This window comes from candidate division WOR-3 bacterium, assembly GCA_039803545.1.
Classification (GTDB): domain Bacteria; phylum Hydrothermota; class Hydrothermia; order UBA1063; family UBA1063; genus UBA1063.
Genome location: JBDRYS010000002.1, coordinates 1 through 16,610, shown reverse-complemented (window position 1 = coordinate 16,610; position 16,610 = coordinate 1). Strand labels below are relative to the sequence as shown.

Here is a 16,610-nt window from a genome sequence, read left to right as displayed (position 1 = left end):
CTTTAGATAAAGTTTAGTGAATCCTTTAAAGCTTTTAAGTGTGATTCAAAAGGTATCTCGGGTAATTCTCCAATGGGGAAAAATTTAGCCTCTTCTGCATCGTCTCCAGGTTTTGGTTCCTCAGAGGAAAAACCAAGGTAAGCAATTACAAGGACGCTTTCGTACCTTTTGCTTTTCTGTTCATAAACGTTTATAAGCGTGAGTTTTTCTACTTTCAATCCCGTTTCTTCATAAAGTTCCCTTAATGCCGCCTCCTCAGGTTCTTCGCCGATTTCAATAAATCCCGATGGTAGTGCCCATTTCCCCTTTTGGGGTTCCTCTTTCCGTTTGATTAGGAGCACTTCGCCGACGTCATTAGAAACGACAATTACCACAACGGGCACGGGATTTTTGTAAAGAAAGAGATTACAGTTACTGCAGTAGTATCGTAACCGTCCGTTTTCTTCCTTTTTCTCTATAGGGTGTCCACAGTAAGGGCAAAATTTAACTTCCCTTTCAAAGCTTATCATCGTGTAAATTTTAAAGTTTTGCTTCTGTTTCCGCAATTAGGCAAGTTTGCCTTCCTTTTGAGGTTGACTATTTGTTAATGATGCCTTAAATTCTTAAACATGAAAAAATCCATTGTTTATATATTGTTGACAATTTTGGTAGTTCAGGGCGGATACGCCCAGTATGGCTTTACGGTCAACAATAACCTGTTTTTCACCGAGGATCCTAACTTAATACCCTTTGGAACGTTATCCGTCGAACCCCTTAAGACTGTTTTTTCCTATGGGAACAGCGACACTGCCTCTTATACGACCTACAGTCTATATAACACGTTAAGATTTAATGTCCTTGATTATATAGAGCTCGGAGTGTCGATACCATTTTTAATAGACAGAATGGCAAAAGGTTCCCAGGTCTACTTTTCCAGGGGACGGGGCGATATTTTGGTCAACATAAAGTATAACTATCCTGTTAGTGAGAATTTCGCCTTTGCCATATCTTCCTACCTTTCGATACCCTTTGGCCGTACAAGAACGGTCGAGATTGATTCTGCAAGGCCAGATACCATGTTTCAGGGTGGGATCTTACGCGATTTTACGACAACCTCCTACGATTATGGAGTTAAATTCATAGGAGGTGCAAAGGTTAGGGACTTCTCCTTTAATCTAAACTATGGTTATTATTCCTCCTACAGGCATCTTTTAACCAAAAATCCACCAGAATTTCATCTCTTAGGTGCTTCAGTGACCTACAACTTTGCTAATTTCACACCTTTTGCAGAGCTTCTGCTTGGATTTTACAGCAAGGGGAACTTTGGTAAGGCCCCTTCTTATTTAAGTCTTGGTACAAAGTTTGATATCAATCCTTTCCTTGACGCAAAATTCTCCCTTGGTTTCCCCCTTGTCAAAAGAGAACCCATTAGCCCTGTGACACCCGACGATTCAAGTTACCCGGGTTTAATATCGAGTTTTCCCAATTATAGAGAGGGGGTTGTATTGTCTTTTGGGGTAGGGGTTAAGAATATCGTTTACAACAAGCGCTCTACTGCGAAGTTAACAGTGATAGTGAAGGATCGTTCTACGCAGGAGTTTGTTGAAAACTGCCGGATCAAAGTAGGCACGAGGGATTACTTCTCACCGTCAGGGGTATTGTATATTCCCTCGGTGAAATCAGGAGTTCAGAATTTAAAGGTTTTTGCAGATGGATACGTGGATGTGGATAAGTTTATTGAAATCGAGGGGAACACTAACACAAAGATTGAAGTATTGCTGGTTAAAAAATCCATTCCCGTGGTTTTAAGGGTTAAAAATAGCAAAATGGAGATTCTGAAATCCGCAGTAGCTTTAATTTCGGTCGAGGAAGGGGTAAACACAGTGATGGCTGATTCTAACGGTGCAATTCGATACGTTATGGATAGAAGCAAACCATTGAGCATCTATGTCTCTGCCCCTGGCTACTTAGGAGAGAACTTTTACATAGACCCCTCCCTGGAGAGGGATTCTGTCGTAATTGATGTAGTTCTTAAGGAAGAAAAAGACGAAGTAGCCGTTTTGCCGATTATTTACTTTGATGTTGGAAGTTACAGAATTAAAAAGGAATTCTTCCCCTTCTTAGATATTGTGGGTAGGTATTTAGTGAACCATCCCGATTACAAGCTTGAAATAATAGGACATGCGTCGGCAGAAGGGCCTGAGAGGTTCAATCAAGTTTTGAGCTTGAGAAGGGCTGAGGCCTGCAAGAAGCACCTCGTGATGCGTTACAAAATAGAACCTGGTAGAATTCTTGTAAAGGGTTTTGGAAAAGATGTCCCTGCAGTTCCTAACACGACTGAATATCAAAGGAGTATCAACAGGAGGGCGGAGTTCAGACTGATACCCCCTGAGAAATAATTTTCACATGTATCTTTTAAAGGGTTCATTCAGAGATTTTCCTTTAGGATTAGAGGGTAGATTATGAAGTTGACTAAAATTGTGGCCACGGTGGGACCGTCGATTTCAAACGAAAGTTTGATGGAGCGACTGGTCATAAATGGTGTCAATGCTTTCCGTTTTAATTTTTCCCATGGAACCTACGAGGAGCATTTGAAAAAGATCAATTGGGCTAAAGATTTGCAGAACAAAGGACATAATATAGCGATATTTGCTGACCTTAGTGGCCCCAAATTTCGCATCGGTGAAATAGAAGGAGATAGGATCGTATTGAAGAGGGGAGACGAGTTTATCCTGACAACGGAAAAGATCGTTGGTAATAATCGAATAGTTTATGCACCTCTTGAAGACGTAATACCACATCTTAGAAAAGGGGATACCATCTTGTTGTCCGATGGCACTGTTGAACTTGAGGTTAAGAAGGTTACGAAAAATTCTATTATTACAAAGGTGAGAATGGGGGGAGAAATCTCGTCTCATAAGGGGACTAATATACCAAACAGAATGCAAGGGGTATCTGCCATAACTGAGAAAGATATTCAGGATATGAAGTTTGCAGTTTCCGCAGGGATAAGAATTTTTGCCCTCTCTTTCGTGGGAGGAAGAGAAGATATTGAAAAGGCGAGGGATATTCTAAGACAAGAAGGTGTTAATGGATACATAATTGCAAAAATCGAACGCTATGAAGCTGTTGTGAATTTTGATGAAATACTGGATTCTGCCGATGGCATTATGATTGCAAGGGGTGACTTAGCGGTCGAAACCCCTTACGCTAAAGTTCCTATCCTTCAGAAAGAACTTATATTAAAGACAAGAGCAAAGGGTAAACCCGTAATTACTGCTACCCAAATGCTAAGGTCTTTACTCTTTAGTCCTCTACCATCGAGGGCGGAAATTTCTGATATAGCCAATGCGGTCCTTGATGGAAGTGATGCCCTTATGCTATCGGAAGAAACCGCAGTAGCAAAAAGGCCATTGAATTCTGTTAAGGTGATGAAGGAAATAATATTGGAGGCAGAGAAATTCAGGAAAAGGAAGGGGGAAGGTTTACCAGTGGATCTTAAGGACAAAGAGGATGTTGAGTGGCAAATTGCTCGTAGCAGCTTCGAACTTTGCAATTCCCTAAAAGCGAGGATTATCATAACACCTACTGCCAGTGGTGCAACTGCCTTGAGACTTTCTTCCTTGAGACCCCTGGCTCCCATTATCGCACCTACACCTGATCCTGCAGTATGGGAGTTTTTAAATTTATCTTATGGGATTTATCCTTTGAAAGTGGATTTTATGAGAAATCTTGATGAGATAATAGGAAAGGTCAAGTTGGAAATTTTTAAACGTAAACTTGCTAAGGAGGGAGACCTGGCAGTGATTACTGCGGGTTATCCCTTCGGAAAACCGGGTTCAACAAACATGGTAAAGGTGGAAAGGTTGTAGGAGGTGTTTATGTGGCTGTATTTAGTTATTTTAGTTCTGGTCATTTTGTTTTCAATGATCAGGATTTTAAGGGAGTATGAAAGGGCCGTTGTCTTCAGGCTTGGAAGACTAATTGGTGTAAAGGGTCCAGGCCTCATAATCCTTATTCCTTTTATAGATAAGATGGTGAAGGTCTCGCTCAGAACGGTTGTACTTGATGTGCCTCCTCAGGATGTCATAACAAAGGATAATGTATCTGTCAAAGTAAACGCTGTGGTCTATTTCAGGGTAATGGATGCTGCAAAAGCGGTTGTGGAAGTGGAAAACTATGCCTATGCAACCTCGCAGATTGCACAGACCACTCTAAGGAGTGTCCTTGGTGAAGTTGAACTTGATGAACTCCTTGCCCAGAGGGAAGAGTTGAACCATCGTCTTCAGAGAATTATTGACACGCAAACCGATCCATGGGGTGTGAAGGTTTCGGCAGTGGAAATAAAACATGTGGATCTGCCCCAGGAAATGCAGAGGGCAATGGCGAAGCAGGCTGAAGCAGAGAGGGAGAGGAGGGCAAAGATTATAAGTGCGGAAGGCGAGTATCAAGCAGCAGAGAAACTAAAAGAGGCAGCCCAGGTTCTCGCACAGAATCCCATTACGATCCAGCTCAGGTATCTGCAGACATTGTCGGAGATTTCCACTGAGAATGCATCCACCATAGTCTTTCCCGTACCGATAGAATTTTTTAAGTTATTCACGCCGGAGAAGAAAGAAAAGTAAAGTAGAATTTATTTAGGGGTTTAGGGTTGGTTTCCAGGGTTTTTTCAGGGACAGTAATAGGGATAGATGGCGTTCTGATTTCCGTTGAGGTTGATATCTCAACGGGAATGCCAGGGTTTAATATCGTTGGGCTTCCGGAGAGTGCTGTAAAAGAGGCAAAGGAAAGGGTGGTTGCGGCCATTAGAAATTCAGGTTATCAGGTCCCACCACGCAAGGTTACGGTAAACCTGGCACCGGCAGATATTAGAAAAGAGGGTACTGCCTTTGATCTGCCTATAGCCATTGCAGTTTTAAAGGCCTACGGCTTCGTGAAAAGCGAAGTGAATCATATGGTCGTAGGTGAGCTTTCCCTTGATGGGAAGGTTCGCCAGGTTAAAGGAGTTCTACCCCTTTCGTTAAGTTTGAAAAATTACTCTCACCTTGGTGGAATAATCGTTCCTTACGAGAACAAGGATGAAGCCTCCCTTTGCAAAACCTCTAAGGTATATCCTGTTAAAACTCTTGTTGAAGCTGTGCAGTTTCTCAATGGAGAAGTTCACATAGAGCCGAATGTTTTTGATATAGAGTCGGTTTTTCAGCTTGAAAGTATTGAAGATGTCGACTTTAAAGATGTTAAGGGGCAAGAACATGCAAAAAGGGCGCTGGAGGTTGCGGCTGCAGGTGGCCACAACGTTTTGATGATAGGCCCTCCTGGATCAGGTAAGACGATGCTGGCAAGGCGGATTCCTTCTATTCTCCCTCCAATGACCTTAGAGGAGGCCTTGGAGACTACGAAGATCTACTCGGTCGCGGGTCTTTTGCCCAAGGATAGTCCGCTGGTATCCCGTAGACCTTTCCGCTCTCCTCACCATACCATATCGGATATAGGCTTAGTGGGTGGTGGTGCCAACCCAAGGCCCGGTGAGGTATCCCTTGCCCATAATGGGGTTCTGTTTTTAGATGAGCTTCCTGAGTTTAATAGATCGGCTCTTGAGGTACTGAGACAGCCTTTAGAAGATGGCCATGTTGTCATTACAAGGGCAAAGAATAGTGTTTCTTACCCTTCGCGATTTATGCTGGTTGCGGCCATGAACCCCTGCCCCTGCGGATACTACGGGGACCATTTTCACCAGTGTACTTGCACTCCTTCCAGTATTTTAAAATACCGGTCGAGGATTTCCGGTCCCCTCCTTGACAGAATTGATATTCAGATTGAAGTACCTGCTTTAAGGTTTGAACACTTGCGTGGACTTGAGGACGGTGAGGACTCGAAAAATATAAGGGAAAGGGTCATAAAAGCGAGGGAGATCCAGCTCTGGAGGTTTAAAGGGAAAAAGAGGATGTATTGCAATGCCCATATGGACTCCAGGACTATAAAAGAAGTGTGCAAACTTGATGATAAGTCTGAAGAAATTCTAAAGATAGCCATAGAAAAATTTGGATTTTCAGCAAGAACCTATTTCAGGATTTTGAAGGTGGCAAGAACAATAGCTGATTTGGAAGGAAGCGCAGAAATCACTCCAAAGTGCGTTCAAGAAGCGATCCACTATAGAATTTTTGATAAAAGGGTGCTTTTACAATGAATTTTTCTTATGGCTTTGGCCTTGTTTCTTATGTCCTTGCCCTTTTCCTTTTGGGGCTTTATCCTAAGGTGAGGATTTTGCCGATTTCCTTTGATGCCAGTTTACTTTTCCATTTCATTGCATTTTTTCTGCTTTATATATTTTTGTTTGACAGGCTAAAAAAGAAGTTGCTGAGTTTTCTCATTGCTTTCTCTATTGCAGGGGTTATTGAACTCCTTCAAAGGTTTGTACCTTCCCGTTTTCCTTCTCTTTCTGATTTTATTTATGACCTCGCGGGAATCGTTACCGCATTAATGGTTGGTTTTAAAGGAAAGGATGTTGTTTTTAAGTTAGTTTATTCATTTCTCGGAATTGGCTACATCCCTGTTGGGCCGGGTACGCTGGCGAGCTTAGTTTTTACGGTTTTCATTTATTTTTCGAAGAGTATAAGGGCCATTTATGTCTGGCAAATTTTTGTGATACTTTTACCTATGGCAATTGTTGCCTCTCAAAAGGCTGAGGATTTGATGGGTGAAGACCCTTCTTTATGTGTGATAGATGAAGTTGTGGGCGTAGCTTTGCCCCTTATATTTTTGAAATTTAATATAAAGCTTTACGCTTTGGCTTTCCTTTTCTTCAGATTCTTTGATATTCTTAAACCTTTCGGCATAAAGAAACTTGAAAAGATTAGAGGAGGGCTTGGGATTGTGCTTGACGACTTAGTATCGGGCGGTTTTTCGCTTCTTGCAGTAAAGTTAGTTGTTATAATACTTTCACAGGTTGGAGTAAACCTTTAAAAGAGTTCTCCAAACTTTTTCGGGATTATCTGACCTTATATAGGACATGTAAGCAGTCCCTTTGTAACTCCAGGCGGAAATTCTGTCTATGCCGTATTCTTTTGCCTTTAGAGCCACCTTCTCTATTAAGTACTCTTCACCCTCTCGAACTCGGAAGTTTTGAATCCAGATTTCACTCTCCTTGGAATATTTTTTGCTTAACTGGCTTACCTTTCTCACCTTCTCCTCCATCCATGTTTCAAAATCTTCAGGATGCAATACCCAGTATGGATCGGTTCCGAAGACATCAAGGGTTGGAATAGATGCATAATAGTCCCAGTCTATATCTTCATCATGAGGTAACAGGCATAGTACATTCTTAAGACCTCTTTCTCGGGCATAGGAGGTAACGATTTTTAAGAACTCAAGTTTTGTGAAGCCCTTGAAGGCCCTAAGGTCCTCTTCTGTGGCTTCCTCTATGCTATATCCAAATTTCTCTTTGAATTTTGCTTTACAAATAGGGCAAAAACATCCTTCTTTGTTAGTCAGAGGAGAAAAATGGGGTTCGTCCCAGAAGATGAAATCGGTTCCTAAGGAGCTTGCTGAATCGATCCATTTTTTTATAAATTCGATGGTAGAAGGATTGTTCATACAGGCTCCATATCCCTTTTTGCCATTTCGAGTAACGAGCCTTGCATCGTCGTTTAAAAGAAGGAACTTGGAAAAGGCTTCACCACCAAAAATTCTTGCTACTCCCCATGGATCCAAATAGATCTCGAGGCCATAATCCTTAGAAAGCTTAACGATTTCTCGCATTGTTCCTTCGTAGTATTCCATATCGTTTTCGGAATAGGTATGAACTATGTAGTCAATTCCGCTCTCTTTGATAACGGCAAGGTCTTTCTCAACCCATTCGGGATTTCTAACTCCAAAATAGGAAATTCCTTTTTTCACTCTAAGAAGTCCCCTGGCTTTAGAACCCTCACCCTCTCTTTTAGTTCTGATGGCAAAAGTTCCTTAAGTTTTTCTGGATCAGCATCAATAACGGGAAAAGTTTTATAATGCATGGGGATGATGATAGAGGGGTTTAAGATCCTAAGTGCGTAAGATGCCTCTACAACGCCCATCGTATAATGTCCACCGATGGGGATCATAACTATTTCAGGCTTGTAAAGTTCTGCAATGTAGTTAAGTCCTCCAAAGAGTCCTGTATCACCCATATGGTATATTTTAAGTCCGTCTTCGAGGGTTATGATAAAACCACAGGGATTGCCACCGGGAATTGCCCTTTCGCCGTCATAAATTGTTGAGGAGTGGGAAGCCTCTACCATGGTAAAGGAAATTTCTTCTCTCCTTAATGTTCCGCCGATGTTCATTCCAGAGAGTCTGCTCAAGCCTTTAGAACCCAGGTAATTTGTGATCTCAAAGGTGGAAATAATTTCACTGTTGTACTTCTTGCCTATGTCTACTGCGTCTCCAATGTGGTCTCCGTGGCCATGAGTTATGAGGATAAAGTCCACTTTGTTAACTACACTATCGATGGTTCTTTTATTTACTGGATTTGAGAGCCAGGGATCTATAAGGATAGTTTTGCCTTTCTGACTTATAACGAGAAAGGCTGAGTGTCCAAAGTAAACTATTTTGTGGCCTTTTAGAAGCATAGTACCCCCTTTTTAATACCTTACCGTTTTCCCGTAAACATCACCACCATAATGGAATAACAACTCTGCTTCCTCTGACCACATGTCGGTGAAAAATTTCTCGTCGGCTTCCGCGAGAAGGATTTCTCCTACGAAGATGTAATGATCTCCCCCTTCATATTTGGCGTAGAGTTTACATTCCAAATATCCAAGGGCATTTGCAATTCTGGGAGCTTTTGTAAGTTTAGAAGGGAAATGTTCTATTTTGTACTTCTCAAATTTGTTTACTTGCCAACCGCTTTCACTTCCACATTGTTCTGCAACTTCAAGGAGGTTTTTGCCGGGTATATTTAGAACAAACTCTCCTGTTTCTTCAATGTTTTTTGTGGTCTTGTGCCTTTTTTGTAGAGCAATGGCAACAAGGGGAGGGTTTACACTAACGGGCATAGACCATGCAACGGTGCAGATATTTGGTACACCCTTTTGGTCAATGGTTGTAACGAGTACAACCATTGCAGGATGTATGACCCTGTATGGGTACTTTTTTATTTCTTTCATATTCCCCTCCTATTTGCCGATGCAAAATTCACTGAAAATTGAATTTAGTATCCTTTCAGGGATATCCCCCCACCCAAAGATCTGGTTAAGGGAATTAAAGGCGTTCTGAAGATGAAAGGAAACGATATCAAGGGGCATTTTATTAAAGTTACTTAGAACTTCGTCGATCTCTGACTTGGCCTGAGAAAGTAAGTGACTTTCCCTCTTTGAAAGGGAAAATTCGGAGGAAGGAACGATAAAATTTTTAACCATTTCTTCGAGAATCCTTTCCAGTTCATCGATCCCTTTCCCAGTTAAACAGGAGGTTTCGACAATGTTTGAAGGGTTAAGATTTTTGAGCTCCTGGGGAGTTATCGTAAGTCCGAGGTCTACTTTGTTAACTACCAAAATCTTTTCCTTTGCTATGGCGTTCCATTCTTTGATTTCACCTTCTTCAATTTCTCTTGAGCCATCGACTACAAAAAGCACTAAGTGGGCATCTTCTATGACTTCTCTGGCTCTCTCTACACCTATAGATTCAATGGGTTCAGGCGACACTCTTAGACCTGCGGTGTCGTAAATCCTTACAGGGATACCACTGAGAAAAATTTCTTCATGTATGAAATCCCTTGTGGTTCCAGGAATTTCGGTAACAATAGCCCTCTCCCTTTTTAAAATCGCGTTGAATAGGCTTGATTTTCCAACGTTGGGTTTACCTGCTATGGCAACCTTGACGCCCTCAAAAATTAAAGAATTTCTTTCCCCTTCCCTCAAAAGTTTATCAAGCTCTTCACTTAACCTTGCGAGCTCACTTAGGAACTTTGTTTCATCAAGAGGCGGAACGTCCTCTTCAAATTCAACTCTGGCTTCTACTTCTTTAATGGCATTAAAAAGCGCATCGGCAACGTTTTTCAATTTCTTTGAAAGCTCTCCCTGAAGTTTCGATATTGCGTATTTCACCTGCAGGGCTGAACGTGACCTTACAAGGTCAAGGAGTGCCTGTACCTGAAGAAGATCCATCTTTCCATTGAGAAAGGCCCTCTTTGTAAACTCACCTGGTTCGGCGAGTCTCGCACCAGCTCTGATTAAGAGGTCGAGCACCATTTGGGGGGAATAAAGCCCACCATGTACTGTAATTTCAACGACATCTTCACCAGTAAAGGACTTTGGGGATTTAAAGTAAAGGATTATTGCCTCTTCTATGGTCTCACCAGTGTTGGGATTTATTATGTAAGAGTGAAAAAAATTACCGGGTACAAATTTTTTGTCTTTCCCTTTAGGTAAAATCTTAGAAACTATCTCCTTCGCCTCAGGTCCAGAGACCCTTATTACCGCAACCCCTCCCATTCCGGGTGGGGTTGAGATGGCGCAGATAGTGTCATTCAATTTTGCTTTCTTGGTGCTATAACAAGGATGGTTTTATCTTCCTCTTTGACGGGATAAAATTTAATGTCCCTGATGTCCTTGAGGAAGTCCCTTAAAATTCTGTATTCCTCTTCCGTTACAGGGTCGAACCTCATTTCCTTTTGAAGTTCCCTTACCCTTGCTACGATGGCTAAGGCTTTATTCTTTAAAGTTTCTTCCTTTTGCTTTCTGAAGTTTGCAATATCGAGCCTGATGGTGAGATTGGGAGCTTTTTTACGCAAAATAAGGTTTAGAAGGTATTCTAATTGTTCAAGAATTTGTCCATCCTTGCCAATAAGCCAGTAAGGATTCTTTGTATTTACGTTGACGGAATACCTTTTATCCCTGGGTATAATTTCGATTTCTGCTTTTACACCCAGGAGGTTGAAAAATTTTCTTAAAATGTTCTGAATTAAATCAACTTCTTCTGGCTTCAGACAAACCCTGATTCTTGCAGGTTTTGTCTGAATGCCATCATTTAAAACAACAAATCTAATGGCATTTTTCTCTAAATTTAGTTCCTTTATTGCCTTTTCAATACATTCTTCAACGGTGTTTCCAACGATGTCAGCGAAACGTTCATGTGCCATGACGACCCTCCAGTCTCTTTATAAGCAAAGCCTCTAAAATCCCCAAAATATTAAAGGTAAGCCAATATAAAACAATACCCGATGGCAACGATATAAAAATTATTACAAATAGGACGGGCATCATATACGTTAGCATCTTTGATTGTGGATCGGTGGCGGCCTGTTGAATGCTTGAAAGTATAATGGAAGTTACACCCATCAATATGGGAAGTATATAGTAAGGGTCTTTCTCTGATAAGTCTTTGATCCATAAAATAAAGGGTGCACCCTTGAGGCTTATAGAGTTGGTAAGAATTTGGTAAAGAGCAAAGAAAATCGGCATTTGAATAATGAGAGTAAGGCACCCGGAAAAGGGATTCACATTATATTTTTTGTAAAGTTCCATCATTTCCTGTTGTAATTTCTGAGGATTGTCTTTATAAACCTTCTGAAGGGTTTCCAGCTTTGGTTTTAACTCTTGCATGCGTTTAGCTGCAATTATCTGCTTTCTTGTAAGAGGGAAGAAAGCTATTTTTATAAGTAGCGCGAAAACTATTATCACAAGTCCATAGTTCGGAATGAATTTGTGGAGTAATTGCATCAGAATGTAAATGAGGAATGAGAAAGGTTTAATTATAGTGGAACCGAAGTCGAAGGCGGAGGCGAGTGAAGGGTGGTTCTTTTTGAGAATGTTGTAGTCTAAGGGGCCAAAATAGACAATAAAGCTTTTGGAGTTTGTGGCAAAAAGTATTTCATCCTTTGAAATTGCAAGTTTTCCAGGATTTTTAAGATTTAATACACCTGTAAAAAAGTACTTGGTTCTTACGCCAAACCAGGTTACTTCCGAGAGTTCATATTCTTTTTTTTCTTTGAGCTTCGCTACGGGAATTTTCACTGTGTTTTTGAGTCTCAGGAGGTATGAATAGAAGGGAGTTTCCTGCTTTAAATTTTTCTGAGTAAATTTCAGTTTACCCTTGAAATAGGTAATAGGTTCTGTACTGCCGGAAAGTTTAACATCGTAAAGGTATTTATCCGGGTAAAAAGTTAAGGTTTTCGAAACGGTGCCATCTTCTGAAAGGAGTGTTACTGTAACAAGTGAACTTTTGACCTCCAAATTGTAAGTTGAGGTTGTGGTTTTGTATCTTATGTTCTGTTCTCCCCATGCAATGGTTCCACTCTCGAGGAGTTCTATATCGCTGAGAGTTCCTACCCTTTTTATTTTGTAAGATATAAGGCCGCCATCGGTGGAGAAGGTGGCTGAGTAGAGTGGGGTTTCTACTTTAAAGAGGGTATCGATAGATGGAGCTTCTACTCCCATCTGAGATGCTAATTCGGATTGAGACTTTAAAGAATCTTGCGTTTTTACCACTGCACTTTGTTGTGTCTGCTGGGTTTTTTGGGGAGCATTTTTAAAGAATAGATATTGCCAAAGGATGAGAATGAGAAATAGAAGAAGAGTGGCAATGATAAAGTTTTGTGGTCTTGTTCCGTCGTCCATATTTTACCTCACCGGGTCATAACCGCCCTTTGACAGGGGATTACACCTTAATATCCTCCAGGTTGATAACAAAAGCCCTTTAAGTAATCCCTTTTTTTCTAACGCTTCAATGGCGTAATGGCTGCAGGTTGGGTAAAACCTGCAAGACCGTGGTAAAAAAGGAGAAATAAACTTCTGGTAAAACCTTATTATTCTAACGATTATTGTGACGGAGATTGTATTAAGGCCTCTAAGTCCATTTTTAATTGAGTTTTTAAATCCTGAAATTTCATATTGAGAAGCTGAGGATTCCCTATAATTAAAAAATGTCCTGCTTTGATAGAAAGGTTGGAAGTACGTATTGCCTCTTTTAATAATCGCTTTATTCGGTTCCGCAAGACTTTTGTCCTTACTTCCTTCGTTGCAGAAAAGGCGAATTTTAAGTCCTGAGAAGGGGCGTAACATATAGTATAAAAACCCAGCTTTTTCCATTTTCCCTCTTTTACAAGTTTCTTGACTTCTGCTGCCTTTAAAGTACTAATTTTCAAACGGTGAGTCTCTTTCTGCCCTTTGCTCTGCGCCTTGCAAGAACTCTTCTTCCACCAGGGGTACTCATGCGTTTTCTGAAACCGTGGGTTCTTTTTCTATGAATAATGGATGGTTGAAAAGTCCTTTTCATTCAAGGTCCTCCTTTTTGAGTTAAATAAATACAAAAAATGGGCGATGGAGGATTCGAACCTCCGACCTTCGCGATGTCAACGCGACGCTCTAACCAACGCTGAGCTAATCGCCCGTCAGAAGTTTATTATAAGACAAGTACCGTAAAAAATCAAAAAGCCTTTTCCTACCTTAGCTCTTCTTGAAGTTCGTTTACGTATTTTAAAAAATAATCACAGGTTTCCTTATCTATGTTGCAAAGCCTTATTTCTTTCACACTTCTTGCCTGATTTTTGAGGAAATCGATGCAAGTGTCAAAGATGATTTTTGTACCCCTATCTTTTGGAAATCCAAAAATTCCCGTACTTATAGCGGGAAGGGCGACTTTTTCACATTTTAATTCTTCCGCCAGTTTTAGGGCGCTGAGAACTGCACTTTTCAACTTTTCATCTTCATTCCCTTCTCCCCATTGAGGCCCAACGGCGTGTATTACGTACTTTGCTTTCAAATTGCCTGCTGAAGTGTAGACAGCACTCCCCACGGGACAGTATCCAATTTTGTCACTCTCTTCCTGGATCACTTTCCCGCCTTTTCTTACAATGGCACCAGCTACCCCGCCTCCGTGCTTTAAGTAAGAATTAGCGGCATTAACAATGGCATCAACTTCCTCCTCGGTAATGTCACCGAGGACAACGGTCAAAGTTTTGTTGTTTATATTTTTTTTAGCCAGTTCCATAGTTTTATCATTATAAAGTTTTTGGGGTGGATTTTGCAGGTTTTTGGAGACAATTTTACTTGCTATAGAGAAAGTATTTGACATTTTATAAAACTCGGATTATAATTTTGCTATCAGGAGGTGTAAATGTTGGTCATGTTAAATTTGCTGATCACTCTGATGCTGTCCCAGGGGTATTCTATGGAAAAACCCGGGACCGTACTATCCCGTGCCACTACCCAAGGTTTAACGGTGACATACAACTTCGGTGACTTAGGGTATGAGGTCGTGGAAATTGAAGAGAAAAAATTCATAAGGTTCAAGACCGAAAATCTGGGTGTTCTTCAAGAACTGGGCAAACCTGAACTTCCTGCCTGGAGAGACTTTATAGAGGTTCCTTATGGGGCTGATGTTGATGTGAGAGTGGTGGATTTAAAAACGGAAACTATCTCTCTAAGGGAAAAGGGAATCGATTTGAAGGTGATGCCTACCATTCCTCCTGTGCCAAAGATTCCCGGTGCAAAACCCCACATTGTTATGGATGAAAAGGCCTATTCCTCTTCTGATTACTATCCGGTAAAATTCGCTGATGCCAACTACGCAGGGCTTTTAAGGGGTCACAACCTTTACACTTTGAACATCTACCCCGTAAGGTATAGTCCAGCAAAGAACGAACTGGAAGTAGTTACAAGCATAACGGTGGAAGTGACCTTTAAAGGTGGAAATCTCTCTGAAACCTATAGGAATCTTGAAAGATATTATTCACCCTATTTTGATTATTCCCTTTCGAAAAAGATACTGAACTATTCCGCCTTCAATTTCAAGAGAAACCCAGCCCTCCCCGTGGTCTACGTAATCGTTACGCCTGCCGAATGGGTTGATACCCTGAAACCCCTTATTGAATGGAACAAATATAAGGGGTATGACGTAAGAGTGGCCACTATACCCGGTGACATTCCTGCCGGAGATACTATAAATGTTAGAAACTACCTGCAAAATGCCTATCTCAACTGGTCAACACCTCCAACCTTTGTGGTCCTTGTGGGAGATGTGGATAGGATAGGCTATTTTAGAAGTAGTGAGCTTGATAACCCTGCAAATGATTTGAAGTATGAAGACCTTGACACCAACGAGTCTGAGTATTTGCCTGATGTTTATGTGGGAAGGCTTTCGGTGGCCAATATTACTCAACTCGGATACATTGTGAGAAAGACAGTTACCTATGAGCAGGTTCTCTGGTCTTCCGGAACCCAGTGGGCAAAAAAGGCCTTCTTTATTGCATCGGCTGACCCCAGTTGGCATCAAGTTGCGGAGGGGACTCACAATTATTGCATAGCGAAGGTGAGAAGCTATGGCATGACTGCTGATACTTTGTACGCCTATTACACTTCTGGCGCACCTACGATAATTACCAATGCTATAAATGATGGTAGAAGTCTCGTAATTTACTCAGGACATGGGGCAGAAACCGGTTGGAGTGATTATAGCGACCTTCAATATAGCGTCAGTAACATTTACAATAACCTTACCAACCAGGATAAATATGTATTTGTTCAGACCTATGCCTGTTTAACTGGTTCTTACGCATTGACGGCAGAGTGCTTCTCGGAGGCCTGGATCAGGGCACCCCAGAAGGGCGGAATTGCATCTCTCGCATCTTCTGTAACATCATACTGGGATGAAGATGACATTTTGGAGAGGAGGATCTTTGACGAGTGGTTTGATACAGGCTATGTATGGATAAAGGGCGCAATAAATGAGGGTAAGTTGGAACTTTACAGATACTATTCCGGTGGAGGAAGAACAAAGAGATATTACCAGCAGTACAACCTTATGGGCGATCCGTCTATATACGTTTGGACAGCAGAACCAAAGCCATTGTCCATAAATTACCCTGCGGTAGTTCCTATGGGACCTTCTCAGGTTCAAATTACCGTCACATATCAAACGGGAGGTACACCTGTATCTGAGGCCCTTGTCTCCGCAGTACAGAAGGCACCTGACGGTACTTTAACTCAGTTTGATGCGAAGTATACTGGCTCTGATGGAATTGCAACCCTAAATATTTCTCCAACTACTCCCGATACAGTTTTCTTCACTGTAACGGGCTACAACCTCTGGCCACAGAAGGTATATGCAATTCCCTCTTCTTCAGGGCCTTATGTTACCTATAAAACTTCATATATAAACGAAATCGCTGGCAATGGTAACGGCAGGGTCAATCCTGGAGAGACCATAAGGCTTTATGTGATGCTTAAGAACTATGGTCAAGATGGTGCAACAAATGTAAATGCGACCCTTAGCACGACAAACACCAATGTTACAATTACCTATAACAGCGCTGCCTATGGGAACATTCCTGCAGGTGATTCCACCTATGGAAGCGATTACTTTGAATTCAATGTCTCCTATTCAGCCTTGGATCAGGAAGTAATTCCCTTCACCTTGAACATAACTTCCAACGAAGGTTCCTGGAGTGCGAACTTTAGCTATACTGTCTATGCTCCCCTTTTATCCTATCAGAGGGTGCAGGTGGATGACAGTCAGGGCAACGGGAATGGTGTCATAGACCCTGGTGAAACAGTAATATTGAGGGTCTACGCAAAGAACACGGGTCATGAGGATGCCCCGAGTGTGGTGGGTAAGATTACCTGTCAGGATACCCGTGTGGTGATAAATAACAACAACCT

16 protein-coding genes and 1 tRNA gene are annotated in these 16,610 nt (G+C 41.5%); 6 read left to right on the top strand and 11 right to left on the bottom strand.

Translation table 11 applies throughout. The features are described 5' to 3' along the window. Window positions 1–2: 2 nt before the first annotated feature. Window positions 3–509: an NUDIX domain-containing protein gene (locus tag ABIM45_05025; protein MEO0239267.1), complete on the bottom strand. Its 507-nt coding sequence runs from the start codon at window positions 507–509 to the stop codon at window positions 3–5. Between the two features lie 99 nt (window positions 510–608). Here ABIM45_05025 and ABIM45_05020 point away from each other — a divergent pair, with 99 nt between their 5' ends. The 5 genes from ABIM45_05020 to ABIM45_05000 all read left to right on the top strand — a co-directional run bounded on the left by ABIM45_05020 (window position 609) and on the right by ABIM45_05000 (window position 6,942). Continuing rightward, on the top strand, window positions 609–2,378 hold the full coding sequence (locus tag ABIM45_05020) for an OmpA family protein (GenBank protein ID MEO0239266.1): 1,770 nt from the start codon (window positions 609–611) through the stop codon (window positions 2,376–2,378). Between the two features lie 63 nt (window positions 2,379–2,441). Beyond that, entirely contained in the window at window positions 2,442–3,851 is a 1,410-nt protein-coding gene (gene pyk, locus ABIM45_05015; GenBank protein MEO0239265.1) for a pyruvate kinase, read from the top strand. A 9-nt stretch (window positions 3,852–3,860) separates the two neighbouring features. After that, window positions 3,861–4,604 (top strand): slipin family protein, encoded by a 744-nt coding sequence (locus tag ABIM45_05010; protein MEO0239264.1) that lies wholly within the window; start codon window positions 3,861–3,863, stop codon window positions 4,602–4,604. A 26-nt stretch (window positions 4,605–4,630) separates the two neighbouring features. After that, complete coding sequence (locus ABIM45_05005) at window positions 4,631–6,166, top strand: YifB family Mg chelatase-like AAA ATPase (protein MEO0239263.1); 1,536 nt, start codon at window positions 4,631–4,633, stop codon at window positions 6,164–6,166. Further along, window positions 6,163–6,942, top strand: coding sequence for a phosphatidylglycerophosphatase A (locus tag ABIM45_05000; protein ID MEO0239262.1), 780 nt, complete (start codon window positions 6,163–6,165; stop codon window positions 6,940–6,942). The genes ABIM45_05005 and ABIM45_05000 overlap by 4 nt, the downstream gene beginning before the upstream one ends. On the opposite strand, the gene ABIM45_04995 is transcribed toward ABIM45_05000, so the two are convergent. The 10 genes from ABIM45_04995 to ABIM45_04950 form a co-directional block, all read right to left on the bottom strand. Next, window positions 6,919–7,875, bottom strand: a complete 957-nt coding sequence (locus tag ABIM45_04995) for a hypothetical protein (protein ID MEO0239261.1) — start codon at window positions 7,873–7,875, stop codon at window positions 6,919–6,921. The two genes, ABIM45_05000 and ABIM45_04995, sit on opposite strands and share 24 nt — an antisense overlap. Next, on the bottom strand, window positions 7,872–8,582 hold the full coding sequence (locus ABIM45_04990; protein ID MEO0239260.1) for a metal-dependent hydrolase: 711 nt from the start codon (window positions 8,580–8,582) through the stop codon (window positions 7,872–7,874). The genes ABIM45_04995 and ABIM45_04990 overlap by 4 nt, the downstream gene beginning before the upstream one ends. A 12-nt stretch (window positions 8,583–8,594) precedes the next feature. Further along, window positions 8,595–9,119 (bottom strand): flavin reductase family protein, encoded by a 525-nt coding sequence (locus ABIM45_04985; protein MEO0239259.1) that lies wholly within the window; start codon window positions 9,117–9,119, stop codon window positions 8,595–8,597. A gap of 9 nt (window positions 9,120–9,128) precedes the next feature. Then, window positions 9,129–10,484, bottom strand: coding sequence for a tRNA uridine-5-carboxymethylaminomethyl(34) synthesis GTPase MnmE (gene mnmE / locus ABIM45_04980; GenBank protein MEO0239258.1), 1,356 nt, complete (start codon window positions 10,482–10,484; stop codon window positions 9,129–9,131). Next, a complete protein-coding gene (locus ABIM45_04975) occupies window positions 10,481–11,092 on the bottom strand; it encodes a Jag N-terminal domain-containing protein (GenBank protein MEO0239257.1) in 612 nt (203 codons plus the stop codon). The genes mnmE and ABIM45_04975 overlap by 4 nt, the downstream gene beginning before the upstream one ends. Continuing rightward, a complete protein-coding gene (yidC, locus tag ABIM45_04970; protein ID MEO0239256.1) occupies window positions 11,082–12,569 on the bottom strand; it encodes a membrane protein insertase YidC in 1,488 nt (495 codons plus the stop codon). Before yidC ends, ABIM45_04975 begins: the two co-directional genes overlap by 11 nt. 3 nt (window positions 12,570–12,572) lie before the next feature. Further along, a complete protein-coding gene (gene yidD / locus ABIM45_04965; GenBank protein MEO0239255.1) occupies window positions 12,573–12,785 on the bottom strand; it encodes a membrane protein insertion efficiency factor YidD in 213 nt (70 codons plus the stop codon). A 307-nt stretch (window positions 12,786–13,092) separates the two neighbouring features. Beyond that, window positions 13,093–13,227, bottom strand: coding sequence for a 50S ribosomal protein L34 (rpmH, locus tag ABIM45_04960; GenBank protein ID MEO0239254.1), 135 nt, complete (start codon window positions 13,225–13,227; stop codon window positions 13,093–13,095). Window positions 13,228–13,265: 38 nt separating this feature from the next. Beyond that, window positions 13,266–13,341 (bottom strand) — tRNA-Val (locus ABIM45_04955). 51 nt (window positions 13,342–13,392) lie between these two features. Further along, on the bottom strand, window positions 13,393–13,941 hold the full coding sequence (locus tag ABIM45_04950; protein ID MEO0239253.1) for a macro domain-containing protein: 549 nt from the start codon (window positions 13,939–13,941) through the stop codon (window positions 13,393–13,395). A gap of 126 nt (window positions 13,942–14,067) precedes the next feature. Here ABIM45_04950 and ABIM45_04945 point away from each other — a divergent pair. Then, a partial coding sequence (locus tag ABIM45_04945; GenBank protein MEO0239252.1) for a C25 family cysteine peptidase occupies window positions 14,068–16,610 on the top strand: 2,543 nt, incomplete at its 3' end.